General features: G+C 39.8%; 27 protein-coding genes and 1 riboswitch. Of the genes, 25 read left to right on the forward strand and 2 right to left on the reverse strand.

Features of this window, described 5'->3' with window-relative positions; genetic code table 11:
• The first annotated feature begins 79 nt into the window (after positions 1-79).
• From D2962_RS04270 to D2962_RS04365, 20 genes are all read left to right on the forward strand, one after another.
• On the forward strand, positions 80-658 hold the full coding sequence (locus tag D2962_RS04270; protein ID WP_122014227.1) for a DUF6470 family protein: 579 nt from the start codon (positions 80-82) through the stop codon (positions 656-658).
• Positions 659-742: 84 nt separating this feature from the next.
• Positions 743-1,198, forward strand: a complete 456-nt coding sequence (gene fliW, locus D2962_RS04275; RefSeq protein ID WP_122014228.1) for a flagellar assembly protein FliW — start codon at positions 743-745, stop codon at positions 1,196-1,198.
• Positions 1,192-1,401, forward strand: a complete 210-nt coding sequence (csrA, locus tag D2962_RS04280) for a carbon storage regulator CsrA (RefSeq protein WP_122014229.1) — start codon at positions 1,192-1,194, stop codon at positions 1,399-1,401. The genes fliW and csrA overlap by 7 nt, the downstream gene beginning before the upstream one ends.
• 137 nt (positions 1,402-1,538) lie before the next feature.
• Positions 1,539-1,901, forward strand: coding sequence for a nucleotidyltransferase family protein (locus D2962_RS04285; RefSeq protein ID WP_120765280.1), 363 nt, complete (start codon positions 1,539-1,541; stop codon positions 1,899-1,901).
• Positions 1,898-2,368 (forward strand): ribonuclease toxin HepT-like protein, encoded by a 471-nt coding sequence (locus D2962_RS04290; protein ID WP_122014230.1) that lies wholly within the window; start codon positions 1,898-1,900, stop codon positions 2,366-2,368. Before D2962_RS04285 ends, D2962_RS04290 begins: the two co-directional genes overlap by 4 nt.
• Positions 2,369-3,306: 938 nt before the next feature.
• Complete coding sequence (locus D2962_RS04295; RefSeq protein WP_122014231.1) at positions 3,307-4,077, forward strand: sugar phosphate nucleotidyltransferase; 771 nt, start codon at positions 3,307-3,309, stop codon at positions 4,075-4,077.
• Positions 4,077-4,541, forward strand: coding sequence for a dTDP-4-dehydrorhamnose 3,5-epimerase family protein (locus D2962_RS04300; RefSeq protein WP_162991097.1), 465 nt, complete (start codon positions 4,077-4,079; stop codon positions 4,539-4,541). The genes D2962_RS04295 and D2962_RS04300 overlap by 1 nt, the downstream gene beginning before the upstream one ends.
• Before the next feature lie 9 nt (positions 4,542-4,550).
• Positions 4,551-5,561 carry a dTDP-glucose 4,6-dehydratase gene (rfbB, locus tag D2962_RS04305; protein WP_122014232.1) on the forward strand — a complete coding sequence of 337 codons (1,011 nt, stop codon included), beginning with the start codon at positions 4,551-4,553 and terminating at the stop codon, positions 5,559-5,561.
• Between the two features lie 43 nt (positions 5,562-5,604).
• A complete protein-coding gene (gene rfbD / locus D2962_RS04310) occupies positions 5,605-6,411 on the forward strand; it encodes a dTDP-4-dehydrorhamnose reductase (protein ID WP_122014233.1) in 807 nt (268 codons plus the stop codon).
• A 41-nt stretch (positions 6,412-6,452) separates the two neighbouring features.
• The gene (locus D2962_RS04315) at positions 6,453-7,424 is read left to right on the forward strand and encodes a CgeB family protein (protein ID WP_162991098.1); all 972 of its coding nucleotides are present in this window, start codon (positions 6,453-6,455) and stop codon (positions 7,422-7,424) included.
• Positions 7,425-7,550: 126 nt separating this feature from the next.
• Positions 7,551-10,841 (forward strand): glycosyltransferase, encoded by a 3,291-nt coding sequence (locus tag D2962_RS04320; RefSeq protein ID WP_122014235.1) that lies wholly within the window; start codon positions 7,551-7,553, stop codon positions 10,839-10,841.
• Between the two features lie 230 nt (positions 10,842-11,071).
• Positions 11,072-11,923 (forward strand): flagellin Hag, encoded by an 852-nt coding sequence (gene hag / locus D2962_RS04325; RefSeq protein WP_122014236.1) that lies wholly within the window; start codon positions 11,072-11,074, stop codon positions 11,921-11,923.
• 104 nt (positions 11,924-12,027) lie between these two features.
• Positions 12,028-12,414: a flagellar protein FlaG gene (locus D2962_RS04330; RefSeq protein WP_122014237.1), complete on the forward strand. Its 387-nt coding sequence runs from the start codon at positions 12,028-12,030 to the stop codon at positions 12,412-12,414.
• 28 nt (positions 12,415-12,442) lie between these two features.
• Positions 12,443-14,326: a flagellar filament capping protein FliD gene (fliD, locus tag D2962_RS04335; protein WP_245984899.1), complete on the forward strand. Its 1,884-nt coding sequence runs from the start codon at positions 12,443-12,445 to the stop codon at positions 14,324-14,326.
• Positions 14,327-14,492: 166 nt separating this feature from the next.
• The gene (gene fliS, locus D2962_RS04340; protein ID WP_122014238.1) at positions 14,493-14,870 is read left to right on the forward strand and encodes a flagellar export chaperone FliS; all 378 of its coding nucleotides are present in this window, start codon (positions 14,493-14,495) and stop codon (positions 14,868-14,870) included.
• Positions 14,871-14,936: 66 nt separating this feature from the next.
• The gene (locus D2962_RS04345) at positions 14,937-15,326 is read left to right on the forward strand and encodes a flagellar protein FlgN (protein ID WP_122014239.1); all 390 of its coding nucleotides are present in this window, start codon (positions 14,937-14,939) and stop codon (positions 15,324-15,326) included.
• 201 nt (positions 15,327-15,527) lie between these two features.
• A complete protein-coding gene (locus D2962_RS04350; protein WP_120766554.1) occupies positions 15,528-15,833 on the forward strand; it encodes a zinc-ribbon domain containing protein in 306 nt (101 codons plus the stop codon).
• Positions 15,834-15,965: 132 nt separating this feature from the next.
• Complete coding sequence (locus D2962_RS04355) at positions 15,966-16,868, forward strand: basic amino acid ABC transporter substrate-binding protein (protein ID WP_222927677.1); 903 nt, start codon at positions 15,966-15,968, stop codon at positions 16,866-16,868.
• Between the two features lie 55 nt (positions 16,869-16,923).
• Entirely contained in the window at positions 16,924-17,583 is a 660-nt protein-coding gene (locus D2962_RS04360; RefSeq protein ID WP_120766553.1) for an amino acid ABC transporter permease, read from the forward strand.
• The gene (locus tag D2962_RS04365) at positions 17,576-18,298 is read left to right on the forward strand and encodes an amino acid ABC transporter ATP-binding protein (RefSeq protein WP_120766552.1); all 723 of its coding nucleotides are present in this window, start codon (positions 17,576-17,578) and stop codon (positions 18,296-18,298) included. Before D2962_RS04360 ends, D2962_RS04365 begins: the two co-directional genes overlap by 8 nt.
• Before the next feature lie 90 nt (positions 18,299-18,388).
• On the opposite strand, the gene D2962_RS19085 is transcribed toward D2962_RS04365, so the two are convergent.
• Positions 18,389-18,523: a hypothetical protein gene (locus D2962_RS19085; RefSeq protein ID WP_281273735.1), complete on the reverse strand. Its 135-nt coding sequence runs from the start codon at positions 18,521-18,523 to the stop codon at positions 18,389-18,391.
• 193 nt (positions 18,524-18,716) lie between these two features.
• Here D2962_RS19085 and D2962_RS04370 point away from each other — a divergent pair, with 193 nt between their 5' ends.
• From D2962_RS04370 to D2962_RS04385, 4 genes are all read left to right on the forward strand, one after another.
• Complete coding sequence (locus D2962_RS04370) at positions 18,717-19,541, forward strand: histidinol-phosphatase HisJ family protein (protein ID WP_122014240.1); 825 nt, start codon at positions 18,717-18,719, stop codon at positions 19,539-19,541.
• Between the two features lie 60 nt (positions 19,542-19,601).
• Positions 19,602-20,084 (forward strand): tRNA (uridine(34)/cytosine(34)/5-carboxymethylaminomethyluridine(34)-2'-O)-methyltransferase TrmL, encoded by a 483-nt coding sequence (gene trmL / locus D2962_RS04375; protein WP_122014241.1) that lies wholly within the window; start codon positions 19,602-19,604, stop codon positions 20,082-20,084.
• A gap of 116 nt (positions 20,085-20,200) precedes the next feature.
• Complete coding sequence (nifV, locus tag D2962_RS04380) at positions 20,201-21,355, forward strand: homocitrate synthase (protein ID WP_122014242.1); 1,155 nt, start codon at positions 20,201-20,203, stop codon at positions 21,353-21,355.
• A 95-nt stretch (positions 21,356-21,450) separates the two neighbouring features.
• A complete protein-coding gene (locus D2962_RS04385) occupies positions 21,451-21,810 on the forward strand; it encodes a coiled-coil domain-containing protein (RefSeq protein WP_122014243.1) in 360 nt (119 codons plus the stop codon).
• Between the two features lie 69 nt (positions 21,811-21,879).
• Here the strand turns inward: D2962_RS04385 and D2962_RS04390 are convergent, their stop codons facing one another.
• Positions 21,880-23,850 (reverse strand): methyl-accepting chemotaxis protein, encoded by a 1,971-nt coding sequence (locus tag D2962_RS04390; protein WP_245984901.1) that lies wholly within the window; start codon positions 23,848-23,850, stop codon positions 21,880-21,882.
• A 65-nt stretch (positions 23,851-23,915) separates the two neighbouring features.
• Positions 23,916-24,003, reverse strand: a riboswitch (cyclic di-GMP riboswitch).
• Between the two features lie 274 nt (positions 24,004-24,277).
• Between D2962_RS04390 and rlmD the strand changes: the two genes are divergently transcribed.
• Positions 24,278-25,654 carry a 23S rRNA (uracil(1939)-C(5))-methyltransferase RlmD gene (rlmD, locus tag D2962_RS04395; RefSeq protein ID WP_245984902.1) on the forward strand — a complete coding sequence of 459 codons (1,377 nt, stop codon included), beginning with the start codon at positions 24,278-24,280 and terminating at the stop codon, positions 25,652-25,654.
• Positions 25,655-25,751 lie beyond the last annotated feature (97 nt).

Here is a 25,751-nt window from a genome sequence, read left to right on the forward strand (position 1 = left end):
GCCCTAGGACGTCATGAACCGCCGGCGATGCGTTATTAAACCAGTATCAATGATGGTAATGTTAAAAAAGAGTGATCATATGCTTTTATATGACCTGGACATAAAATTCGGTTTCGGTCAGATCGGAATAAATATTTATCCCGGGGATTTTTCTTTGAAAAAAGCTTCGGATTCGGGCTTTGACATGAAGATAAAAAAGCCCGAAATTATTATTTCCACCCGATATCCCGAAATAAACATTGATTTTTCCCGCTGCCGGTCGGAAATGGGATATCCTTCCCTGCCTGAAGCGGCCATCCAGTGGCAGTATGATGGCAAACAGACGGTCTCGGACTATATCGATAAAAAAGTTGCCGAGGGCAATGCACTGGCTGATATCCATAAAGGAGTATCCATCCAGGAAATAGCCTATAGCGATGCCTTTCCCGAACCTCCGGAGACCAATGTAGATTTTATCCCCAAATCCCGGCCTGAAATAACCGTGCAGCCGGGGCAGGCAAGTGTAGATTTTACCCCTGGGGATATAACAGTTTCCGTAAACCCCTTACCTGTAAAATTCAACTACGACCGGGCTAGGGTAAATGTATTTCTCGAGAAAAAACCATACATAAATATAAATGCCGTTTACGTGGGGAGAAAATTTGATTTAAAGGTATAGCACCTTTAAAATTTTTGTGACATTGATAGAGATTATAAAGGTACTAATAAGTTGTAAATAATTAATGAGGGGGGGCTGCCTTACATGCTCATAAATAGCAAAAGGTTTGGCCAGCTTGACATAGATGAAACAAAAATAATCACCTTTATTAATGGCCTTTTGGGCTTCGAACACCTAAAAAAATACATCATCCTCGACCATCCTGGAAGCGACTTTTTAAAATGGTTGCAGTCCATCGATGACCTCGATATATCCCTTCCGGTCGTGGACCCAACAGCTTTTTTCCCCGATTACTCTCCTCGCATCAGCCGAGATGACCTTGATACCATAGGCATAAAAAACATCGAAGATGCCATAGTCCTCTGCATCATAACCGTTCCTTCCGACATCCAAAAAGCCACCATAAACCTCAAAGCTCCCGTAATCTTAAACCCCGCATGCCGCCTGGCGGACCAGATGATAGCCGAAAACTCTGAGTATAAAGTAAAACATCCTCTCACACTAAACGAAAAGCCGGAGGGACGGTGCGCCGGATGTTGATACTCTCGAGAAAAAAGGGCCAGAGTTTCTCCATCGGCAAACACATAACCATAAAAATCCTCGAAATAGAAGGCGACAGAGTGGGGCTCGGAATAGAGGCTCCGAAGGATATGAAAGTTCTGCGCACGGAGCTTTATGAGGAAATCATAGATGAAAACAAACAGGCGGTGAATGTTTCGGACGATGCGCTGAAAAATTTATAAGTACGTAATTCGCAACCATAAGCCGATGATGTTTCGCAGCCTGGATTTTTTTTGTGCTTTCGTCATCAATATTGATATATAATTTTAAAATGTGGTATGATAACAAAAAGGGTTGCTAAAAAATGGAGGATATATATATGCCTTCAACAGAAATGGCAAGCTATAGAGAATACATGAAAAAGATGATAGATATAGAAAAACAAAAATTGAATATGAGATATGAGAAAGCGTGGGAAGTCGCAAAGCAAATAGCCTGCCTTCTCCGCCAAAAATACAGTGCAAAGAAGGTATGGGTTTTCGGCTCCCTTGCAAAAAAAGAGATGTTCAACCCATGGTCTGACATTGATATAGCTGTCGAAGGAATACCACACGAATTATATTATAAAGCTATTGCTGAAGTTATATCCCTCTCACCGGAATATAAAATAGACATTGTAGATATTTGGGACTGCAGTCCTTTGTTTCGAGAAAATATTCAAAAGGAGGGGATATTAATATGATTAACAAATATTTAACACTGTCTGCAAGGATAAAACAGGAATTGTCAGAAATAAATTTGAGCATTGAACGGGCAAAAAAAGCATGGGAAAAAGCTCATATTCAATCAGATTCGTTATTTTTAGATAGTGTTGCTTTAAATCTTCATGATTTTTATGGAGGGCTTGAGCGAATTTTCGAACTGATAGCGGAAAGTCTTGATGGAGTAAAACCTGTAGGAGCAAACTGGCATCAGGAATTACTCCGACAAATTACTGTCGAAATACCTAAAATAAGGCCCGCGGTCATAGATGTCGATTTAAGAAAAGAGCTGGATGATTACAGGGCATTCCGGCATATAGTGAGAAATGTTTATGCTCATAATTTTCTTCCTGAAAAAATGAAACCTTTAGTAGAAAAAATAGATGATATTTACAGCAAACTCAAGGAACAGCTGGAAAAGTTCTGTAATTTTTTGGAGAACATATAAAATCCATTGCCAGAAAGACTGGATATGCTATTTTTCTTATTTCAAAGGATGACCTTGATCCTTTTTTTAATCTTCTTTCTAAGAATGTACCTAAACAATATAAAAATGTTCGGAATATGAGGAAATCTTAAACTCATTTGAAGTTATACCATCTTAATCTTCTAATCATAATCTGATAAGATATTTATCTTGTAATGGATATAATTGATAATCTAATACATTAGATATTATCCTACTAACTGATAGTTTTGGAACATTTTACAAAAAAGTGTTCACTCCCACCCTATTGCCTTCTTTCTGCTCATACCATAGATGTAATATAAGAGTATTCCGGAGGTTTTTCAAGAAAGATAAACAATGTATGTCTTGCCTCTTTGCTTTCGGCATTATGCATTACCCCTCCATAAACTTTATTACCTATCTAGAGCATACTACATTTTTTGAAAAAGTCCTATGATATATACGGGATATAATATTAATAGGAATATATTAACAAAAGATATTAACGAATATAGAAATGAACCAATATCACAGAAATCCGATGGAAGCTGGTAAAATAAATAGTAAAGGTAGTGTTAACCCTCATTACCCTTTAATATGCGTCGCTTTTAGCAGCAGCTCAAGAAACGTAAGAAAAACAACTTATGCATTAAATGTTGTTAAAAAGAGTCATATATTGAGCGAAATCTAATTTAATCAAACTAAAAACAATTTATTGAAGTAATATAAATGACAATAACAATAAATTATTGTCTCAATCAATTCGAAAATAATATTAGATAGATATACGAATCCGGACTATCCGATTATATATTATATATTAAAATAAACTCCTAGGTGTTTCGGCATCCTGGAGTGATGGATGCAAATATTTTATGGAAGGTTTGAAGTACGGTTCAAATTAAATGGTGAAGCTATGTACATAAAGGATGGTGAAAATGAAAGGAGTTATATTGGCAGGGGGAACAGGCTCGAGACTATTTCCTTTGACAAAAGTTACAAATAAGCATTTACTTCCGGTAGGGAAATACCCAATGATTTATTACCCCATATACAAATTAATCGAAGCCGGTATACGTGAAATACTTATTGTTACAGGAAAAGAACATATGGGGAGTGTGGTAAACCTACTGGGCAGTGGGTATGAATTCGGAGTAGAATTTACATATAAAATTCAGGATCAGCCAGGTGGTATTGCCCAGGCGCTGGGATTAGCAGAACACTTTGTAAATGGTGACAGATGCGTGGTCATTTTAGGTGATAATATTTTTGAAGATAATATAAGACCATATGTTGATAATTTCAAAAAACAACTAAATGGCGCTAAGATTTTATTAAAACAAGTGCCTGATCCCCACAGATTCGGAGTGGCTGAATTAGTAGAGGATAAAATTGTGTCCATTGAGGAGAAACCCAAAAATCCTAAAAGTAATTACTGCGTAACAGGCATTTACATGTATGACAGTAAAGTATTTGATATAATTAAAACATTAAAACCTTCCGGTAGGGGAGAACTTGAAATAACAGATGTCAACAATGAATATATAAAGGAAGGGATATTGACATATGACATTTTAAAAGGTCCATGGTCAGATGCGGGCACATTTGTATCTTTAAGAAGGGCTAATGAACTATCATATAACATAGAACTGAACTTTACCGAAGCTTTGAAATACGCCGCAGCAACAAGGGATATGGAGGCAGAATAATGGGTGAACTGATTGAGGGTGTTCAAATAAAAAATCTTATTAAGCATGTTGACGACAGAGGATTTTTCATGGAAATACTGCGGGATGATGACAATCTTTTAAAGAGGTTTGGACAAGCATCAATGTCCTTTACATATCCTGGCGTAATAAAAGCATTTCATTATCATAAATTGCAGGATGATTTATGGTTTTTCCCCAAAGGCAATGCCCAGGTGGTGTTATATGATTTGAGAGAAGATTCGCCTACAAGGGGAATGACCAATGTATTTTATATGGGTGAAAACAATCCCATACTTCTCTTTATACCTGTAGGTGTCGCCCATGGCTATAGGGTTTTAGGCAATGAACCGGCCATAATTACATACTTTACTACAATAGCATATAACAGGGAAAACCCCGATGAATATAGGATACCCTGGGATGACCCGGAAATAGGATTTGATTGGGCTACAAAGAACAGATGAGGTGCAGCAATGAAAATATTAGTGACAGGTGGAGCAGGCTTTATCGGCAGCAATTTTATAAGATACATGTTAAAACAGCACAAAGATTATAAAATAATAAACCTCGATAAGCTTACATACGCAGGGAATCTTGAGAATCTTAAAGATGTAGAGGATAATCCAAATTATATTTTTATAAATGGTGACATTACCGATAAAAACCTGGTTGAAAGCCTATTTTTTTCCTATGATATCGACTACGTAATAAACTTTGCGGCAGAATCCCATGTAGATAGGAGCATAGAAGATCCGCAAATATTTCTAAAAACAAATGTTATTGGGACACAAGTTTTGCTGGATGCTTCAAAGAAAGTCAATGTTAAAAAGTTTTTGCAGGTTTCTACAGATGAGGTTTATGGCTCCTTAGGGCCAACAGGCTATTTTACAGAGCAGTCGCCGCTATCCCCAAATAGCCCATACTCTGCTAGTAAAGCATCTGCAGACTTATTGGTAAAGGCATATGCTCATACTTATGGATTGCCGGTAAATATAACCAGGTGCTCAAACAATTACGGCCCACATCAATTTCCCGAAAAACTCATACCCCTTATGATTATCAATGCAATGAATGATAAGGATTTACCTGTATATGGCGATGGGCTAAATATAAGGGACTGGATTTATGTAGAAGATCATTGTAGGGCTATTGATATGGTAATACATCATGGTACGGTCGGCGAGATTTATAATATTGGGGGCAATAATGAAAAGACAAACATAGATATAGTAAAATACATATTAAAAGAAATCGGCAAACCTGAATCTCTGATAAAATACGTAAAAGATCGGCCGGGCCATGACAGGCGCTATGCCATAGATTCTACTAAGATACAAGAGGAATTAGGTTGGAAGCCTTTATATGGTTTCGAAGAGGGAATGAAAAAGACAATCAAATGGTATTTAGACAACAAAGGATGGTGGCAAAAGATAATCACCGGAGAGTACCGAGATTATTATGCAAAAATGTATGCAAACAGGTAGGTGCTTTACTTGAAAGTGCTGATTACAGGGAAAAAACGGGCAGTTGGGTTTTGACTTATATCAATTATTAAAAGGAAAGGAAGATGTTATAGCGGTCGGTAGAGATGATTTTGATGTAACCGATTTAAACAGCGCAAAAAAATTTATAAGAGAATATATGCCTGATATTGTAATACATTGTGCCGCATATACAAAAGTGGATGACAGCGAAAAACATATCGATATTGCTTACAAAGTAAATGCTATAGGTTCCGGCAATATAGCATCTATATGCAGTGATATTGGTGCAAAGATGGTATACATATCGACAGATTATGTCTTTGATGGAGAAAAATCGATGCCGTATAACGAGTTTGATATCCCGAATCCCATCAATGTTTACGGCAAAAGTAAATTGGCGGGTGAAAATATTGTAAAAGAAATACTTGACAAGCATTATATAGTTCGAACATCCTGGTTATACGGCAAAAATGGCAACAACTTCGTAAAGACGATGTTAAGATTAAGCAAGATGAAAGACGAAATAAAGGTTGTAAATGATCAACATGGTACACCTACTTATACCAAAGATTTAGCAGAAGGTATTTATTTTTTGATAAAGACAGGTGCATACGGCACATATCACATAACAAATAGTGGTAATACCACATGGTATGGATTTGCTAAAAAAATATTTAAGTTATCAGGTATAAAGATACAAATAATGCCAATCAATTCAGAAGAATACAATGCTCCGGCAAAAAGGCCCAAGTATTCGGTGCTTGATAATTTTATTTTAAGACATAGATTTGATTATAAATTAAGGAATTGGGAAGATGCGATAGAAGAATTTTTAATAGGGCTAGATTAGCAATACGTTATTTATATCACAATATGGAATTGGGTGAGCAAATGAAAATAATATATATAAGTTCAGGATTCCCATGGCCTCATAATAATATAGATTATTCCATCATAAATGGATTTCTAAAATTAGGACAAGAAATAATAGCGGTTGATGTCAAGGAAGTATATAATAAAGAATTTTATAATGTATTAAATCAATTTCATCCGGATTTTATATTAACACTACATGGATTAAATTTAGATATCAACAAAGTTATTGAAATAAAAAATATGGGTTATAAAATAGGAGTCTGGTTGGTCGATGATCCTTATGAAATCGATAATAGCATAAAGTATGCAATAAATTATGACTACATTTTTAATACTGAAAGAAGTGTTATAGATTTATATAAAAAATATGTAATAAATTCATATTATCTTCCATTAGGAAGCAACGAAGATGTTTTTAATAAAACTCATGATAGCAGATATTATTCTGATATATGTATCATTGGCTCAGCATTTCAAAGCAGATTAGATATAATCGACGAATTATATGATATTATTGTTCAATACAATGTAAAAATTATAGGTCAATGGTGGGAAAAACTCAAATGCTATGATATGATAAAAAATAAAGTTTTATCTCAAATAATAACAGATGAAGAAGCAGCGAGATATTATTCCAATTCTAAAATTAATCTCAATATACATAGAAGTTTCGATGATAGAACATTTGATTTAAACAAGTCAAACCTTAAGGCAATTTCACCAAATAACAGGACTTTTGATATATCAGCAGCCGGGGGATTTCAAATTGTTGATTATCGAGAGGATTTAGAGAGGTTTTATAAAATAGGCGAGGAAGTAGTCGTTTATGATGGGATTGATGACTTAATAAACAAAATTCAATATTATTTAAAACATGATGATGAAAGAACAAAGATTGCGGAGAAGGCATACCAAAGGACTTTAAAAGAACATCTCTTTACAAATAGATTAGGGAAAATGTTGGAAATAGTAAGTAAAAAGAGTTAAAAATGGAGTAATAAAATAAAGTATTCTTCATCTGAAGATAAATCAAAACCAGAAGGAAAAGAATGGAATTTGTTTAGATATATTGGATAATCGTTAAAATAAATTTTATGAGGGAGTAAAAAAGTTATGATTAAAGAGTTTAGCAGTATTATTATATTGACACATAATCAATTGGAATATACAAAGCAGTGCCTTGAAAGTATACGACAGTATACAAATGTGCCGTATGAAATTATTGTTGTAGATAATGGTTCTACCGATGGTACTGTGGATTATCTCGATAAGCAAGAGGATATTATACTTATTAAGAATGATGAAAATTTGGGATTTGCTAAGGGATGTAACCAGGGAATCAATGTTTCTAAAGGAGAGTTTATTGTATTACTAAATAATGATACAATAGTTACAAAAAATTGGCTCAAGAATATGGTTGACTTTATGACTACCCACAAAGATGCCGGTATTGTAGGACCTGTAACGAACAATGTTTCCGGGATGCAAAAAATAAATGTGGATCTAAAGACTATCGAAGATATTCATAAATTTGCAGATAAATATAACAGCAATAATTTAAAGTATAAGAAGACATTAAGACTTGTGGGTTTTTGCATGATGATAAGAAAGGAATTATTAGATGAAATTGGTAAATTGGATGAAAAATTTGGGATCGGGAATTTTGAGGATGATGATCTTTGTATAAGGACAATTTTAAATGATAAATTTCTTTATATATTAGAATCTACCTTTATTTATCATTACGGAAGTGTTACATTTAGAAATAATAATTTAGACTATAAAAAAATAATGGAAGAAAATATGGATTATTTTATGAAAAAATGGGGATTAAATGCAGATTATTATAGGAACTTTAATCCTTTCTTTATATCAAAAATTCCTAAAACGGTTAAACGAATACTAGATATTGGATGTGGAATGGGAGCACTAGGATTAGAATTAAAAAATCATGGAAATGTATATGTAGATGGTATTGAGATAAATGACAAAGCTGCCCAAATAGCTTCTAAGGTTTTGGATAAGGTATACATAGGAGATGCCGAAAAGATAATCAATGAGCTCCCAAAAGGTTATTATGATGTTGTAGCATTAGGTGATGTAATAGAACATCTTTTTAACCCGTGGGAGTTCATAAAAAAAGTAAAGAAAGTATTAAAGAAAAATGGCATTATCTTATCAAGCATTCCTAATATAAGCAATATAAGCATTATTAAAAGCCTTTTATCTGGCCAATGGGAATATGTCGATTCGGGATTATTAGATAGGACACATATAAGATTTTTTACTTATAATTCCATTAAAAAAATGTTTGACGATGCGGGATATTATATAAAAGATGTTACTAAATTAGTCTCAGGAATTAAATCATCGAGAGATAATACATTATTATATTATCTAGACAACATCTCAAAGATTCTAGGTTATTCCTACAATTATAAAAATGAGGGAGATGCATATCAGTATGTTATAGTTGCAGCCAAGAAAGTACCTTCCACCCTCTCCCTATGCCTCATCACAAAGGACGAGGAAAAAAACATTGCCCGGTGTATAAATAGTGTCAAGGATATCGTGGATGAGATCGTGGTGGTAGATACTGGCTCGAAGGATAAGACGGTGGAGATAGCGGAAAGTTTTGGGGCGAAGATAATACATGCGAAATGGGAGGATGATTTCAGCAAGGCCCGGAATATCGCTATAGAAAATGCCAAGAGTGACTGGATTCTTTTCCTTGATGCCGATGAGGAGATAGCCAAAGAGGATGTGGGGAAAATACGGCCATTGCTCAATGATGACACCGTAGAGGCATATATATTGAAGTTTGTAAACTACGGCGGCACCAATGTTTCTAACGGTATGACCGAGATCCATTACAATTTCAGGATATTCAGGAACAATGGCAAGCTAAAATACATTTATCCCATACACGAAAATCTGAGAAACGTTAAAGACAACAGGGTTCCTGTGTTTAAAAATGCCGATGTAACGATACTGCATTATGGTTATTTGAATGAAACGAGAATAGAGAAGAAAAAGACCGAAAGGTATATAAACATACTGTTAAAATATCTTATGGATCATCCTAATGATAAGTTCCAGCATGGCAACCTCGCAGTAGAATATTTTAACACCGGGGATTATCATAAGGCACTGAAGCATCTATTGATAGCGACAAAGGGCATGGATGTAAATTCATATGCCGCCACGAGGCTCTTAAGATACCTTATATCCACATATACGGCCTTGAAGGATTATGACACGGCATTAAAGATTATAAATGATGCTAAAGCATATTATGCAGATGTGCCTGACTTTAAATTCCTCGAGGGCATGATATATATTGATCAGAAAAGATATAATAAAGCTATAGAACTGTTCAAAGAATGCCTTTCCATGGGAGAATATAAAGGTATATTTGTAACTATGGGTGGAACAGGGAGCTATAGAGCCAGGTACATGATTGGACTTTGTTATGAGAAGCTAAACCGCCTTAATGATGCTGTAAAAGAATATATGGAGCTATTGAAGGAAAATCCGAATTACCAGGAAGTGTTTATAAAGCTCTTTGATACTTTTGTGAAAAATGAAAAGCCGGAGGATGTAAATGAGTTTTTCAATAAATATGTAGATAAAAAGTCACCCATGAACTATGTTATTTTGGCAAGGCTTTATATGAATGTTGGTAGATATGATATCGCAAAAGGATATCTTGACAGTATCAATATAGATATTGAAGGGTTGAATAACTTAAGGGGATTAGCAGATATGGGGATGAAGGATTTTGAAAATGCTATAAAACATTTTGGAATGGAATATGGCAAAGCCAGGGAAGAAGCCATTTATCATGAAGTCTTATGCCATATAATATTGAAAGATACGGATAAGGCAAAAGACCTGCTGTGGAAGATACCGGATTCGTCGGATAAGAAGCTCTATATGACGATGATAGGCGAAATGAGGGCAAAATATGATGATATCAAGGACAGTTTCTTCAATCTGCTGGATACCCTCATCAAGATAAAGGAATATGATTTATACAATGATGTTTTAAATCTGTATGTGGGCCGATTTGCCAGAGCGGATTATGAAAGATACGGGCAGATGATGATAAACTACGGCCTGGAGGAGCTAGCGGTGGAAGCCTATATAAAAGCTGCCGATCTAAAGAGCCGGAATCCCGAAGTCTATAGATACCTTGCCCAAAAAGCATTAGAAAAGGAACTATATGATGAGGCACTGTCTTTTGCGGCAAGAGCTTTTGAAATAGATAAGACAGATGTTGATAACTATATATTAATATATAAGATCTACAGGGTGATGGGGAAAGAAGATGATGCCGAAGAAGTAAATATGATGATAAAAGAGATATATCCGGAAATGGACCTCGAAGAAGTTACGGTTTAAAGCAGTTTTTCAAATTAAATATAAAAATCGATAAAATAGGTGAATATAGAAAGTAAATTACGATATATGCAAATAATAGCAATTAATGGCGAAAAGGGATGTTTTTTCGCCATTAATTTTTGTGAGCATATATCGATAATATAAATGAAAACAAAATTACGGGACCGGCCGGACCGAAAGATTGGTTTATCCGCAGGGAAGCGGAAAAATAAATCAGGGAGGATAAAGAAATGATTATCAACCATAACATCAGTGCTTTGAATGCTTACAGGCAACTGACTGTTAACAACACAGGCATGCAAAAGTCGTTGGAAAAATTATCATCAGGTTACAGAATCAACAGAGCCGGAGACGATGCAGCAGGTCTTGCCATCAGTGAAAAGATGAGAGGCCAGATTAGAGGTTTAAATCAAGCCCAGAGAAATGCACAGGATGGTATTTCCCTCATCCAGACAGCTGAAGGTGCATTAAACGAAACCCATGCGATACTTCAGAGAATGAGAGAACTTGTAGTTCAGGCTGGAAACGATACAAATACAACACAAGACAGAGCAAATATTCAAGCTGAAATTAACGAACTAAATCAAGAAATAGATAGAATTTCTGATCAAACTCAATTTAATACAAAGACGTTGCTAGACGGAAGTTTAAAATCAGGAACTGCTACATTATCGTTCCAAATAGGTGCAAATGGTAATCAGATTGTTTCATTAAATATTGGAGAAATTCATACTTCAGTTTTAGGAACAACTTCATTATCTCTTGCACAGGTAAATGTAAGCGTTGATAATTTGAGTGCAGCAAGTGTAGCTGATGCTTTAAGTGCTATTGATGCAGCTATACAGACCGTATCAGCAACAAGAAGTAACCTTGGTGCTTTACAGAATAGGCTCGAGCATACCATCAATAACCTCGGCACTGCTTCCGAAAACCTAACAGCTGCTGAATCCCGTATCCGTGACGTAGACATGGCAAAAGAAATGATGGAATTCACCAAGAATAGTATATTGAATCAAGCTGCTACTGCCATGCTCGCTCAGGCTAATATGCTTCCCCAGTCGGTACTGAAGCTTTTGGGTTAGATTTAAGTAAAGTATAGGAAACGCTAGTTTATCCAATTTCGAGGATTAATCCGAGAAAAAATATCTTTTACTTGCCCGGCGGATTTTCCGCCGGGCAGTAAAATATGTGGGGTGATAAAGTGAGGGTCGAGGGTATAGCAAACAGCGGCGGTTATATGCCTATGGCGGATAGCATGGCAAAGGAAACAGCGGCAAGTTCGGAAGTAGAGGTAACCAATACAAAAGAAAGTAACGGCGGTTCCATTGATTTTAAAAAAGTCATTGGGAAAAAAGATTTCGATACCATAGTTCAGGGCCTCAAGAATATCGCAAAAGAATTGAAAGAGACCAGGTTCGAGTTTTCCATACATAAAGCAACTAAAAGGGTCATAGTAAAAATATTTGATAAAAACACAGATAAGCTCATCACAGAAATACCGCCGGAAAAGATTCTGGACCTCATCGCATCCATATGGGAGCAAGCAGGATTTATAGTGGATAAGAAGGTTTAAAGGTTATGATATACGGAGGTGAGATACATTGATCAATCCCATAAGCAGCAATCTAAGATTTAGCGGCCTTGCGTCAGGGATAGATGTGGACAGCATTGTTTCCCAGCTCATGAAAGTCGAGCGCATGAGGGTAGACAAGCTCTACCAGCAGAAACAGCTAGTAGAGTGGCAGCAGCAGGATTACCGAGACATGAACCTAAAGCTAAAGGCGTTATATGATAATGTATTCAACATGAAGTTACAGGGAACATACTTGAAGTATAAAGCTACTGGGACCATGCCTTCGGGCGTTTCATCGGATAATTACTTTACTGCGATTGCAGGCTCCACTGCTATACCGGGAGATTATAGTGTAAAAGTTACAGCTTTGGCAACCAGTGCCAAAAAAGAAAGCTCCGGTTCTATTTCAAAGATACTGCAGGGTACTTCACTTAATTACCCTATTGATACTACCACCAATAATCAATTCATCATCTCTGTTGATGGCATTGAAAAAACAGTTGTACTTACACAGAAAAATTATGATGGAACCGCGGGGAATACATTAACTGATCTGAAAAATGATATTCAGGCTAAAATTGATGCCTTGTTTGGAGCAAATCAAGTAACGGTAGGATTAAATGGATCGAGCCTAACTTTTCAACCTGCCGGCGACTATAAACCTTCCATAGTTCTTAAGGATTCTCCAACAGCGAATGTTTTAGAAAGCCTGGGCTTCCAAAATGGAGATTATTATAAGATAAATCCTAATGCTCCGCTTAGGACGGAATATGCGAAATTTACAAATAATCCATTTGGTGCCGATTACATAATAGCATTTACTATAAACGGAAAACAGTTTAGTTTTGATTTAAGTGATACCGGGGCCGAAAAAAACTATACATTAAATGACATTTTATCAAAAATAAGTTCGGATCCGGATGCCAATGTGAATGCGTATTATGATTCCATTACAGATAAAGTTGTTATAAAATCAAAAGATACAGGTATAAGTTCTTCAGTAAGTATCGTAAATACATCAGGCAACTTATTTGGATCATCAGGGGCTTTGCAGGTAGATACTACTAATACTGTCTATGGAACAAATGCCAAAATCACTTTTAACGGCATTGATATAGAAAAAACGACAAATAGCTTTACTTTAAACGGTATTCAGTTTAACCTCAGGCAAACAATGACAGATACTGCAACCCTTAGGGTGGAGTCCGACATCGACGGTGTCGTAGCCAACATTAAGGGCTTTATAGACAAGTATAATGAGACCATCGATGCCATAAATGCAAAGCTTTCCGAAGAGCGCTACAGGGATTATCTTCCTCTCACCGACGAGCAGAAAAAGGATATGAAGGATACGGATATAAAGCTGTGGGAGGAAAAGGCTAAGAGCGGGCTTTTGCGGTCGGACTCGTTGCTTTCGGGTATCGTCGATAAGATGAGACAGGCTTTATACACTCCTGTCAGCGGCCTTCGGTCGGATATGGATTCATTGAGTGAGATAGGTATAACTACAGGCGGCTACTGGGAAAAAGGCAAGCTTCATCTTGATGAGAGCAAGCTAAGAGATGCTCTGGCAAAGGACCCAAATGCTGTAGCCAAGTTATTTACCGTTTTTTCGGATGATAAAAATACAGACAATGACGGTATTGCCGTAAGGTTATATAATGTTATAAAATCCGGTATGGACAGCATCACCGACAAGGCAGGTGGCGGAGATTACCAGTTGTATGACAACAGCCTTCTGGGCAAGCAGGTCCGGGATATAAATGACAGGATAAGCATCATGGAGGACCAGCTAAAGAGTATCGAGGACCGCTACTACCGCCAGTTTACCCAGATGGAACAGGCCATAGCGGCCATGAATCAGCAGAGCATGTGGCTTTCCCAGCAGCTAGGTATGGGCGGTCAAGGATAAAAATAGATCGGTTCGGTTAAAGAAAGATTCTGCAATATATTACCAGGAGGGCAATTTAACTTTTCTTTGCTACTTGACTAACGACATAATTGCAAAAAGTACCCAATAGCAGTAATGATAGGTATATTTATGATAAATATGTAAATGCTTATCTGGAGGGATATGTATGATCAATGCATATCAGCAGTATCAGCAAAATTCCATCTTGCTGGCATCCCCGCAGAAATTGCTAATCATGCTCTACGATGGTGCCATCCGGTTCATAAAAGCAGCCCGGAAGGCCATGGAAGAAAAGGACTTTGAGCAAGCCAATTACAATCTGGTCAGGGCGCAGGATATATTCTCGGAGCTCAACTGCAATCTTGATATGGATATCGATATTTCAAAAAATCTTCGGAGCCTGTATAATTTTATAAACGATAAACTTATCCAATCCAACATTAAAAAGAGCGTTGAAATATTGGATGAGATAGAACCAATGGTGGAAGACCTGAGAAATACATGGTATGAAGCATCCAAAAAAGTCAAGGTACCACAACAATGATGAGGAGAAAAAAATGCTGGAAACTTTAAAAGGGCTTTTACATAAAAAAATGAGATGTTAAAAGATATGTTTGAGCACACTTTAAACATAAGTACAGCTCTTGAAAAAAATGATGTCGAGCAGGTTTTAATGATCCTCAAGCTCCGGCAACAGGAGATGGGAATGATCGATGAAATAGATAAAAAGATCCTATCTTCCTTTGCCGGGGATTTCACTGTCCTATGGAAAAATATTAAAGATGATGAAGAGTTAAAAATTATTTATAGCGAAATACAATCAATTCTTAAGAAAATAAAAGCCCAGGATGATGAGAACATGGAAAAAGCCCGAAAGGAAAAGCTTAAACTTTCGGATGATATAAAAAGTGTAAGGCATACAGGGCAGGCCATGCGGGGTTATGGTGTCGTCGATGGTCGGTCCCCCAATTTCGGTGCCTTTATAGATACAAAAAAGTAATTTTTTTCTTGCATTTTTTAACAAATGAGTGTATAATGATATATGGCATAACTTAGGTCTGTGGTTGAAAGTCGATGCCAGGGCCGTAGGCAAAGCGACTCCCAGGAGTGGCGTTCCACTCGCAGTGTGCGGCGTTTTTGGGGAAAACCAGGTCAGCTAAGGAAATGCCGATAAAATCATTTAAAGTGAGGGGTTTTTTTAATGGCATTTCAGGACAAAACATTGGTATGTAAAGAGTGTGGGAACGAGTTTGTTTTCACCGCCGGCGAGCAGGAATTCTACGCGGAAAAGGGCTTTGAGAATGAGCCTACCCGCTGCAAAGCCTGCAGAGACGCCCGCAAGAGGAGAATGAGCGACGGCGGTTCCAGAAGGCAGTCAAGACAGATGTATGATGCTGTTTGCGCCGACTGCGGAGCACCCACACAGGTTCCCTTTAAGCCCAGAAACGATAGACCCGTATACTGCAGCGCTTGCTACCAGAACCATCGCATGGCCCAGAACGCTTAAAAAAGGGAAAATGAGGCCCGGTTTATACCGGACCTTTATTTTTTAGTTATAAATTAGATATTGCAATAATATACTTTTTAATGTATAATTATACCCAAATTTAAATTTTAGAGGCTAAGAGAGGGGACCAAAATGTTTAAGTTTAATAAGACAGTAATATTCGCACTGGTCATTCTAATGATTTTGAGCGTTCTCGCAGGCTGCGGAAATAAGACAGCTTCCACTGAACCAAAACAGGACCAAAACAGTCAGACCAATCAAGGTCAATCATCCCAGCAGGGAACGGATAACAGCGGTCAAAATACCGCCAGCGAAGATGATATAATTCAAAAAATAAAGAATTCAGGCAAACTGGTCATGGCCACCAGTGCCGATTATCCGCCCTACGAATTTCATGACATTTCCGGCGGCAAGGATGAAATCACGGGTTTTGACGTAGATATAGCCAGGGCCATTGCCAAGGAATTGGGCGTTCAGCTTGAAATAAAGGATATGGCTTTTGACGGTGTGCTGCCGGCACTGCTTGCCAAAAAAGTTGATATAGCTATCGCTGCTTTCACTATCACCGAAGAGCGCAAAAAAAGCGTGAATTTCTCCGAACCATACTTAGATGGCGGTCAGCAGATAGTGACTTATAAGGGAAGCGGTATTAAGGGCAAGGAAGATCTGAAGGGTAAGACCATAGGCGTTCAGCTCAGCACCACCGGCGAGGCGGAGGCCAAGAAGATCGAGGGCGCAAAACTGAAACAGTTCGACAGGGTGGATGCGGTAATGCTGGACCTCATGAATAAGCGCGTTGATGCGGCCATTGTGGGCAGTGTCGTAGCCGACGCCTATTTAAAGCTGAATCCCGACAAATTTGAGAAGGCCGGCGATAAGCTGAATTCCGAACAAAACGGTATACCTGTAAGGAAAGAAGATACCAAGCTCCTGGAAGTTGTGAACAAAGTTCTTAAAGACCTTAAAGACAGCGGCGAGTATGACAAGCTGGTGCAGAAATGGTTTGTGGACTTTAAACCCGTAGAAAAGAAGTAAGGCGCATTAGGGCTCTTTGCAGAGCCCTTAATCTTTGAGAGGAGCAGTTGCGGACATGAATCTGGACTTTTCCATTATAAAACCGTATTTCAATCTTTTTGTGGTGGGAGCCTTTGTAACGGTTAAAATAACGGCCCTGGCGGTTCTCATGGGGATCGTCATAGGGCTTTTTGTGGGGATGGGCAAGATGTCCCGCATAAGCATCATTAGATGGCTGTGCACTGCCTATGTAGAAGTCATCAGGGGGACACCTTTATTAGTGCAGATATTTATTTTTTATTTCGGCCTACCACAAATAATTGGCATTAATATACCGGAATATCCGGCGGCTGTAATCGCTTTGGGCATCAACAGCGGCGGATATGTGGCGGAGATAATCCGCGGTGGCATCCTGGCGGTGGAGAAAGGCCAGATGGAAGCCGCCCGTTCTCTTGGAATGAGTCATGCTATGGCTATGAGGTATATCATTTTGCCCCAGGCTTTTAAAAAGATGATACCGCCCCTGGGCAATGAATTTGTCACACTTCTAAAAAATTCTTCTCTTGCTACAACCATCGGTTTTGGCGAGCTAACCAGAGCGGGACAGATTGTGGCAGGCAACACCTATAAGCCCTTTGAACCGTATTTTGTGGTGGCGGCCTTTTATCTTATTATGACATTGGCATTTTCCCGGCTAACGAATATATTGGAAAGGAGGCTGGCGGAAAGTGATTGAAGTTAGGGACCTTTATAAGAATTTCGGGCATCTGGAAGTATTAAAAGGCATAAACAATAAGGTGGAAAAAGGTGAAGTTGTGGTAGTCATAGGTCCCAGCGGTTCCGGCAAGAGCACGTTTTTGAGATGTTTGAACTTGCTGGAGGAGCCCACCAGAGGTGAGGTTTATATTGAAGGCAAGAATCTCATGGACCCCAGGACCAACGTAAACCAACTGCGGCAGGATGTGGGCATGGTGTTTCAGCATTTTAACCTGTTCCCACATAAAAGGGTCATAGAAAATATCACCCTGGCCCCCATAAAGGTGAAGGGTGAAAATCCAAAAGAAGCCTATGAAAAGGCCATGCAGCTTTTGAACCGCGTGGGACTGGCGGATAAAGCCAACAGCTTCCCGTCTCAGCTTTCCGGCGGCCAGAAGCAGAGGGTGGCCATAGCCCGGGCTCTTGCCATGAACCCCAAGATAATGCTTTTTGATGAGCCCACATCAGCCCTGGACCCGGAGATGATCAAGGAAGTGCTGGATGTTATGAAGGACCTTGCCCGGGAAGGCATGACCATGGTGGTGGTGACCCATGAGATGGGATTTGCCCGGGAAGTAGGCGACAGGGTCATATTTATGGATGAAGGCAAGATTCTGGAAGAAGGATCCCCCGATGAAATATACAACAGGCCCCAAAACCCGCGCACAAAAGATTTCCTCAGCAAAATATTATAACGACTTTAATCTTTGAATCAAATCTCTCCCCCATAAAGGTCCGATTATACCGGGCCTTTAAATTTATATTTTATCAAAATATGCCGGGCATCATAGTCCAAAAACTGTTTTTAAATCAATGGTCAAATCTTCAAAAAGACCCACTTTTACCGTATCATCCTCGGACCAGCTCAAATAATCCTTATAAGTATATAATCTATCCTGCCTGTTCAATTGTACCGACATTTCGAATCCCTCCTTATTTGATTTTACCAGAAAATTAAGGCATATAAAAGTAATTATTTATTATTTTTTTGGTGTTATACATGTGTTATAATCAAGATTGGGCAGGAAAAACAGGATGTTTTTTCAAAAAGGCGCTGTATTTTCACAATTGGATGTATAGAAATATATTTTTATATTTTTAAGGAGAGAATTTATGGAGTTCAGAGACTATCATGTACACCTTGAACAGGGTCCTTACACACTGGAATGGATAAAAAGATTCTTGGAAGAAGGCGTAAAGAAAGGGGTGGTGGAAATCGGGTTTTCCGAACACGGGCACAGGTTTGTCCAGGCCAGGGACTTATGGAAGAGTGAAGGCTTTAGGGGACAGTGGACCCTAAAGGAGGCCACCGAAGATATAGACGAATATGTGAAAATAGTGGAAAAGGCTAAGGGCCTGGGTCTTCCTGTGAAGCTCGGCATAGAGATGGACTACATACCCGAATATGAAGACGAGATCCGGGATTTTATAAATAAATACTCCTTTGATTATGTGCTGGGGGCCGTCCACTGGATCGGTGACTTCGGTTTCGACCATCCTGCGCTAATAAATGAATGGAATTTGCGGGATGTGGATGATACTTACCGCGAATATTTCGATATTTTGCTGAAGGCTATAAAATCGGGGATATTCGATTGTATAGTCCACCCCGATGTCATAAAGGTTTTCGGCCACAGGGCCAGATGCGACTTGAGTCAAATGTATGAGGAAGCGGCAAAGACTATGAAGGAAATGGGCCTTTGTGCCGAAGTCAGCACCGCCGGATTCAGGAAACCTGTCGGAGAACTTTACCCTGCACCTTTAATGTTGGAGCGCTTCAGGAAATGGGATGTCCCCGTCATGATAAATTCCGATGCCCACAGGCCGGAAGATGTGGGCAGGGATTTTGACAAAGCACTGGATTTTGTAAAGAGTTATGGTTATGACAGATTCTGCTTTTTTGATAAAAGGCAGAAAAAGTTTTACAAAATTCGCTGAGTCAGGTGACGGTTCTTTGACTCAATCGCAAAATCGATTTGGTTGCAAAGGAAGATGCGAATGTTCAATATCGTACTGGTTGAACCCGAGATTCCGCAGAACACCGGAAATATCGCCAGAACCTGTGCCGCCACCGGTGCGGTCCTGCACCTGGTGGGTCCTCTGGGGTTTTCTCTGGAGGATAAATATTTGAAACGGGCGGGTCTGGATTACTGGCCTCTGGTGAGTGTGAAATATTATGAAAACTACCGGGAGTTTGAAGACAAAAACCCGGATGCCATCATGTACTTTCTCACCACTAAAGCAAAAAAATGCTATACGGATGTAAGCTACGAATCCGGCTGCTATCTGGTTTTCGGCAGGGAAACCACCGGCCTTCCGTTGGAACTTTTAAAGGCGCACCATAACAGCTGTGTCAGGATTCCCATGGTGGATGACGCCAGGTCCTTGAATCTTTCCAATTCCGTTGCCATAGTGGTATATGAGGCCCTGAGGCAAAATGGGTTCAAAGGTTTGAAGATCCAGGGCCCATCCAAAAGCTAAGTGAGTCAGGGGATGAGTCATTTTTTTTTTGAAAAAACCGACATGACTATTGACAAAGCGCAGAAACACAAGTATAATTGTATACAATAATACATATGAGCAAGGGAGAGATGTAAATGGCTGCGGATTTGATGGGGAAGAAAATAAAATTTGTGGATACTACTCTGAGAGATGGAGAACAAACGGCAGGAGTGGTCTTCGCCAACCATGAAAAGCTGGAGATTGCAAGGATGCTGGATGAATTAGGGGTAGATCAGCTGGAAGTCGGAACCCCGGTAATGGGGGGAGATGAAAAAGCAGCTATAAAGACGATAGTAAAATCAGGACTTTCAGCCAGTATTATGGCATGGAACAGGGCTAATATAGAAGATATTAAAGAATCCATAGAATGTGGTGTGGATGCGGTAGCCATATCCATTTCTACTTCCGACATTCACATCAAGAACAAGCTGAAAAAGAGCCGGGAATGGGTTATGGAGCAGATGGTTAAAGCTGTGGAATTTGCCAAAAGCCAGGGAGTATATGTTTCCGTAAATGCCGAAGATGCTTCCAGGACAGACATGGATTTCCTGGTAAAATTCGGTCAGGAAGCCAAAAAGGCCGGAGCTGACAGACTCCGGTTCTGTGATACCCTGGGCATATTAAATCCCTTTAAAACCGCCAAAATGGTAGAGGAACTCATAACCAAAACGGAGATCAATGTGGAAATGCACACCCACAATGACCTGGGAATGGCCACAGCCAATGCCCTGGCGGGCATAGAGGCAGGAGCGTCTTATGTGGGCGTCACAGTAAACGGCCTCGGCGAAAGGGCTGGCAATGCTCCTCTGGAAGAGGTGGCTATGGCTTTGAAATACACCATGGGCTGTGATGTAGACTTGAAGGTTCCTATGTTGAAAGAAATCTGTGAATATGTGGCAAAAGCCTCGGCAAGGCCCCTTTCCGTCAACAAGACCATAGTGGGTGAGAATATATTTGCCCATGAATCGGGCATTCATGCCGATGGTGTCATAAAAGACCCATCTACCTATGAGTTTTTAGATCCGGTGGAATTGGGCCTTAAGAGGAAAATCATTATAGGAAAACATTCGGGCACTGCTTCCATTAAAGCCAGGTTGAAAGAATACGGCATCTTTATAGATGAAGAACTGGCAAAAGACATACTGCAAGAAGTGCGAAGCATGGCAGTAGCCCTGAAAAGGCCGCTTCTTGACAGGGAGCTCATTTCCATTTACAAAAATATGTTGAATTTAGACCAAAAAGCGGTATAAGGTCGAAGGTTAACCTGGATAAAATGCAAAAATTTCCCCCTTTCTTGTTAAAAACATGCTATAATGGACATGAAATTGCTGAAGGGGGACTTTGAATGGAAGAAATATTAAAAAAGATTTTAGAAAAAGTCGATGGTATTGAAAATAGCGTAACGGAATTAAAAGAAGGGCAAAAAAGGCTTGAAGAAAGGCAGGCAAATTTAGAGGAAGGCCAGAAGAGACTTGAAGAAAGCCAGAAGAGACTTGAGGAAGGCCAGAAGAGACTTGAAGAAAGCCAGAAGAGACTTGAAGAAAGCCAGAAGAGACTTGAAGAAAGACAGAAGAGACTTGAAGAAAGACAGGCAAAATTAGAGGAAGGCCAGAAGGAGATAAGAAAAGAAATAAAATTTATCTGGGATGACATAAGGAAGCTTGATAATAGGCTCTTTGCTCAGGAAAAAATACATCAAATTTGAATTGCAGATAGAAGTTATAAAAAAGCCCGGAGATACCGGGCTTTTTTGTTCTTTATTAATTATATTATATTACACTTTGAACTTGTTTACCAATGATGTTAGGTTTTCCGCCAGTTTTGCCAGTTCCTGAGCTGATGCGGCGATGTTTTCCATGGTGGCTGTCTGTTCTTCCGAGGAAGCAGAAACTTCTTCGGTGCCGGCGGCGGTCTCCTGGGCTATGCTTGAGATACTCTGGACCATTTCTACAATGTGTTCCACATTTTGATATTGTGATGAAAGTTCAGTTGAGATTTCTCTGGAGCGCAGGGCTGCCGCATCGATTCGTGCCATCAATCCGTCTATTCTCTCATTGATTTCTTTGATGAGGACCTGGCCTTCATTCACCTGCTTATTGCTTTCCGCCATGGCATTTACTGCGATCCTGCTACTGTTTTGAATCAACTTGACAATTTCGGCTATCTGCTTGGCGGCTTCTCCTGACTGCTCTGCCAGTTTTCTTACTTCATCCGCCACCACTGCAAAACCGCGGCCGTGCTCACCGGCCCGGGCTGCTTCTATGGAAGCATTCAGCGCCAGAAGATTGGTCTGATCTACAATATCACGAATGATTCCCGAAATTTTACCGATTTCCGTGACTTTAGAATCCAGTTCCTGCATTATTGCATTTGTCTTGTCCACCGTTGATTTTATGGTATTCATCTTTTCCGTAGCAATCTCTATCTTTTGCCGGCTTTCTTTCGCGTTTTGAGCCATTTCTTCGGCTGAAGAGGCTGTTGAATGGGCATTTTCCTCAACCTTACCGTTGGAAACCACCAGTTTGTCCACTAAACTTGAGATTTCGGCAAGTTTTCTGGCCTGTTCGTTAGCCCCTGCCGCTATCTGCTCTATGGCTCCTGCTACCTGCTGAGTAGACTGGTTGCTCTGCTCGGCACCGGCGGCCAGTTCTTCGGCTGAAGCAGACATGTTTTCTGCTGCCTTAATGACCTCTTTCACAAGCTCTTTTAGACTTGATACCATTGAATTAAAAGAGGATGCCAGTATTCCAATTTCTGTTGAATCCTTTATATTGATGCTTTCCATTAGGTTTCCGGATGCGACGCTGTTGGAAACTTTCACCATGCGGCTTATGGGTTTTGCAATCAAATTTCCTATAAAAAGACCCATGCCCAGGCAAAGAAGCGCTATTACGATGGCTGTTATGTATATGGTCCCTGTTACCCTGTTTACATGGGCAAATGCCTCACTAACCGGTTGCTGCACGAATATACCCCATCCTATGGATTTTTGCCTTCCGTATGCCACGAATCTTTTGGCCCCACCTATTTCATATGTTGTAAATCCGGATTTTCCGGACAGTGCCGCCTTGACAAAATCATATTTTGAACGATTTTCGCGGGATTTTACAATCTTATAATCCTTATGGGCTATAATATACCCGTCGCTGTCGGTTATGTACGCATATCCTTCGTTGCCGACTTTCATATTCATGACTATTCTTGTTAAACTCACCAGGGAAACGTCCGCACTGATGACGCCCACAGGCTGACCGGTGTCGGATAATATGGTGTTGGATATGGATATGATGGAGTTGCCAGACATCTGGTCTACTTTGACTTTGGTCACATAGAGGCCTTTTGCATCCATAGCCCCGGTGTACCATGGTTCACTTTTTACATCATAGTTATCGGGAAAAGAGGCAAACGGTACAGCAAAAACTTTACCTCTGGTATCTACCACATATATCCGCAGTATCTGGGGATTTTGCTGGGTCATGTCATAAAGAAACGGGGTAATCTGGTCCTGGTCCATGGTCCTCACAACTTTAGTGGTGGCCAGGAAGGTCACAAGATTTTTATTTTGCTCTATAAAAAGGTCTATATTGTCATTTAGATTATCTACGATAATACTGGCTTTTTCCCGGACTTCCTGCATCATGGAGTCCTTGACGAGATAGTTGATAATGACCCCCATAACAACGAGAGGAATCAGAGCCATTGCGGTGAGATATACCGCAAGACGTGTTTTTAAACTTGTTTTCAAATGAATACCCCCCTGATAAAATTATATGTGCAACAAATAAAAAAGCCCTTCCGGGCGAATAGTATAGTTGCAACCTGGCAGCCATAGCATGTTCAATGCCGTAGGCCCATGGCTTTGCGCCCGCCCCTTTCGGGGAGTTTGCCAAAAAACTATATTTTATCTAATTATACCTAATTTTGTCAAAAAATGCAATAAAATTTTAAGGAAGCAGGGGACGGTCGTATTGCTTCCATCTCAAAAAAATGTTTTTTCATTCATCTGAGAGTATCATGATAGTAATGCGGCATTTATTGGTAACAATAAAAATGATATAATAACGGTAACAAATTATCAAGGATCCGATGCTAAGGACTTGACTATCACCGAAAGTAACTTTTTACACCACAACCATAGTTGAAGGCGATCACATAAAACGGAGGGCGCAATATTGAAGGAGCAAAGTAAAATAAAGGTAGGACAAAGTATAAAAATCGACATAAACGGCATGGCCCACGAAGGGCAAGGTGTGGGTAGGATAAACGGCATGGCCGTTTTTGTAGAAGGAGCGTTGAAGGGGGAAAAGGTAAAAGCGCGGGTGGACAAAGTGGCCAGAAATTATGCCATAGCCCATGCGGAAAGTATCCTGGAGCCTTCTCCGGAGAGGACAACGCCTCCCTGCCCTTATGCCGAAAGGTGCGGCGGCTGTATGCTGCAACACCTCTCCTACAAGGGACAGCTGGAGTTTAAAACCCAAAAGGTAAGGGACAGCCTGGAAAGGATCGGCCATATACAGACTGTGGTTCACGATACTATAGGCATGCCCGAGCCATGGAGGTACCGAAACAAGGCCCAGTATCCGGTAGGAGAAGATAAAGACCAGGCGGTGCTAGGATTTTATGAAAAGAGGACCCATAATATAGTTCCCTCCGGTTCCTGTATGATACAAAATGAGTTCAGTGATAAAGTCGCCGGAATTGTTAAGGAATGGGCGGATCGTTATCATGTGCCCATTTATAATGAGATAAAGCATAAAGGCCTTTTGCGCCATGTTGTCACCAGGGTTGGCATAAAGACCGGAGAGGTCATGGCCATCCTGGTGGTAAACGGAAGTAAAATTCCCTATGAACAGGAACTGATAGAGCTTTTGCAGCATCGGATAAAGGGATTTAAAAGCCTCATATTAAATATAAACGATAAGAAGACCAATGTGATACTCGGCGAAAAAAACACCGTTATCTTCGGAAGCCCTTACATCTATGACTACATTGGCGATATAAAGTTCGGTCTTTCTCCTCTTTCCTTTTTCCAGGTAAATCCCGTGCAGGTGGAGGTGCTCTATAACAAAGCCCTGGAATATGCCGGTTTAACCGGAGAGGAGACCGTTATCGACACCTACTGTGGTATCGGGACCATCACGTTATTTCTTGCTCGAAAGGCAAAAAAAGTCTACGGTATCGAGATAGTAAAGCCCGCAGTGGAAGATGCCCGGCACAACGCCCAAATAAACGGCATAGCAAATGTGGAGTTTATCCATGGTGCTGCCGAAGAAGTGATGCCTCAGCTTCTCGAAAAAGGCATAAAAGCCGATGTTATAGTCATGGACCCTCCCCGCCGGGGCTGTGATCAAAAGCTCCTGGAAGCCGCCATCGGCATGTCTCCCCGGACCATTGTCTATGTTTCCTGTAATCCCGCCACCCTCGCTCGGGACCTGCGCTTTTTAGAAGACCACGGCTACAAAGCAGAAGAAGTTCAGCCGGTGGATATGTTTCCACATACACATCACGTTGAGTGCGTGGTATCGCTTAAAAGAAAACCCATCACTTAAAGCCGCTTGCGGCAAGGGTTAGACGGTATTTGGTAGGATGTGGGTATGTTCCCGTGGACGAGGGGAGAAAACACATGAAATTTTACCTTCTGCTGAC

The sequence above is a fragment of the Biomaibacter acetigenes genome (assembly GCF_003691585.1).
Classification (GTDB): domain Bacteria; phylum Bacillota; class Thermosediminibacteria; order Thermosediminibacterales; family Tepidanaerobacteraceae; genus Biomaibacter; species Biomaibacter acetigenes.

Excerpts from the sequence above, each read along its gene's own strand:
- D2962_RS04270 (WP_122014227.1), top strand. The coding sequence starts at position 80 with ATGCTTTTATATGACCTGGACATAAAATTCGGTTTCGGTCAGATCGGA.
- fliW (WP_122014228.1), top strand. The coding sequence starts at position 743 with ATGCTCATAAATAGCAAAAGGTTTGGCCAGCTTGACATAGATGAAACA.
- csrA (WP_122014229.1), top strand. The coding sequence starts at position 1,192 with ATGTTGATACTCTCGAGAAAAAAGGGCCAGAGTTTCTCCATCGGCAAA.
- D2962_RS04285 (WP_120765280.1), top strand. The coding sequence starts at position 1,539 with ATGCCTTCAACAGAAATGGCAAGCTATAGAGAATACATGAAAAAGATG.
- D2962_RS04290 (WP_122014230.1), top strand. The coding sequence starts at position 1,898 with ATGATTAACAAATATTTAACACTGTCTGCAAGGATAAAACAGGAATTG.
- D2962_RS04295 (WP_122014231.1), top strand. The coding sequence starts at position 3,307 with ATGAAAGGAGTTATATTGGCAGGGGGAACAGGCTCGAGACTATTTCCT.
- D2962_RS04300 (WP_162991097.1), top strand. The coding sequence starts at position 4,077 with ATGGGTGAACTGATTGAGGGTGTTCAAATAAAAAATCTTATTAAGCAT.
- rfbB (WP_122014232.1), top strand. The coding sequence starts at position 4,551 with ATGAAAATATTAGTGACAGGTGGAGCAGGCTTTATCGGCAGCAATTTT.
- D2962_RS04315 (WP_162991098.1), top strand. The coding sequence starts at position 6,453 with ATGAAAATAATATATATAAGTTCAGGATTCCCATGGCCTCATAATAAT.
- D2962_RS04320 (WP_122014235.1), top strand. The coding sequence starts at position 7,551 with ATGATTAAAGAGTTTAGCAGTATTATTATATTGACACATAATCAATTG.
- hag (WP_122014236.1), top strand. The coding sequence starts at position 11,072 with ATGATTATCAACCATAACATCAGTGCTTTGAATGCTTACAGGCAACTG.
- D2962_RS04330 (WP_122014237.1), top strand. The coding sequence starts at position 12,028 with ATGTGGGGTGATAAAGTGAGGGTCGAGGGTATAGCAAACAGCGGCGGT.
- fliS (WP_122014238.1), top strand. The coding sequence starts at position 14,493 with ATGATCAATGCATATCAGCAGTATCAGCAAAATTCCATCTTGCTGGCA.
- D2962_RS04345 (WP_122014239.1), top strand. The coding sequence starts at position 14,937 with ATGTTTGAGCACACTTTAAACATAAGTACAGCTCTTGAAAAAAATGAT.
- D2962_RS04350 (WP_120766554.1), top strand. The coding sequence starts at position 15,528 with ATGGCATTTCAGGACAAAACATTGGTATGTAAAGAGTGTGGGAACGAG.
- D2962_RS04355 (WP_222927677.1), top strand. The coding sequence starts at position 15,966 with ATGTTTAAGTTTAATAAGACAGTAATATTCGCACTGGTCATTCTAATG.
- D2962_RS04360 (WP_120766553.1), top strand. The coding sequence starts at position 16,924 with ATGAATCTGGACTTTTCCATTATAAAACCGTATTTCAATCTTTTTGTG.
- D2962_RS19085 (WP_281273735.1), bottom strand. The coding sequence starts at position 18,523 with ATGTCGGTACAATTGAACAGGCAGGATAGATTATATACTTATAAGGAT.
- D2962_RS04370 (WP_122014240.1), top strand. The coding sequence starts at position 18,717 with ATGGAGTTCAGAGACTATCATGTACACCTTGAACAGGGTCCTTACACA.
- trmL (WP_122014241.1), top strand. The coding sequence starts at position 19,602 with ATGTTCAATATCGTACTGGTTGAACCCGAGATTCCGCAGAACACCGGA.
- nifV (WP_122014242.1), top strand. The coding sequence starts at position 20,201 with ATGGCTGCGGATTTGATGGGGAAGAAAATAAAATTTGTGGATACTACT.
- D2962_RS04385 (WP_122014243.1), top strand. The coding sequence starts at position 21,451 with ATGGAAGAAATATTAAAAAAGATTTTAGAAAAAGTCGATGGTATTGAA.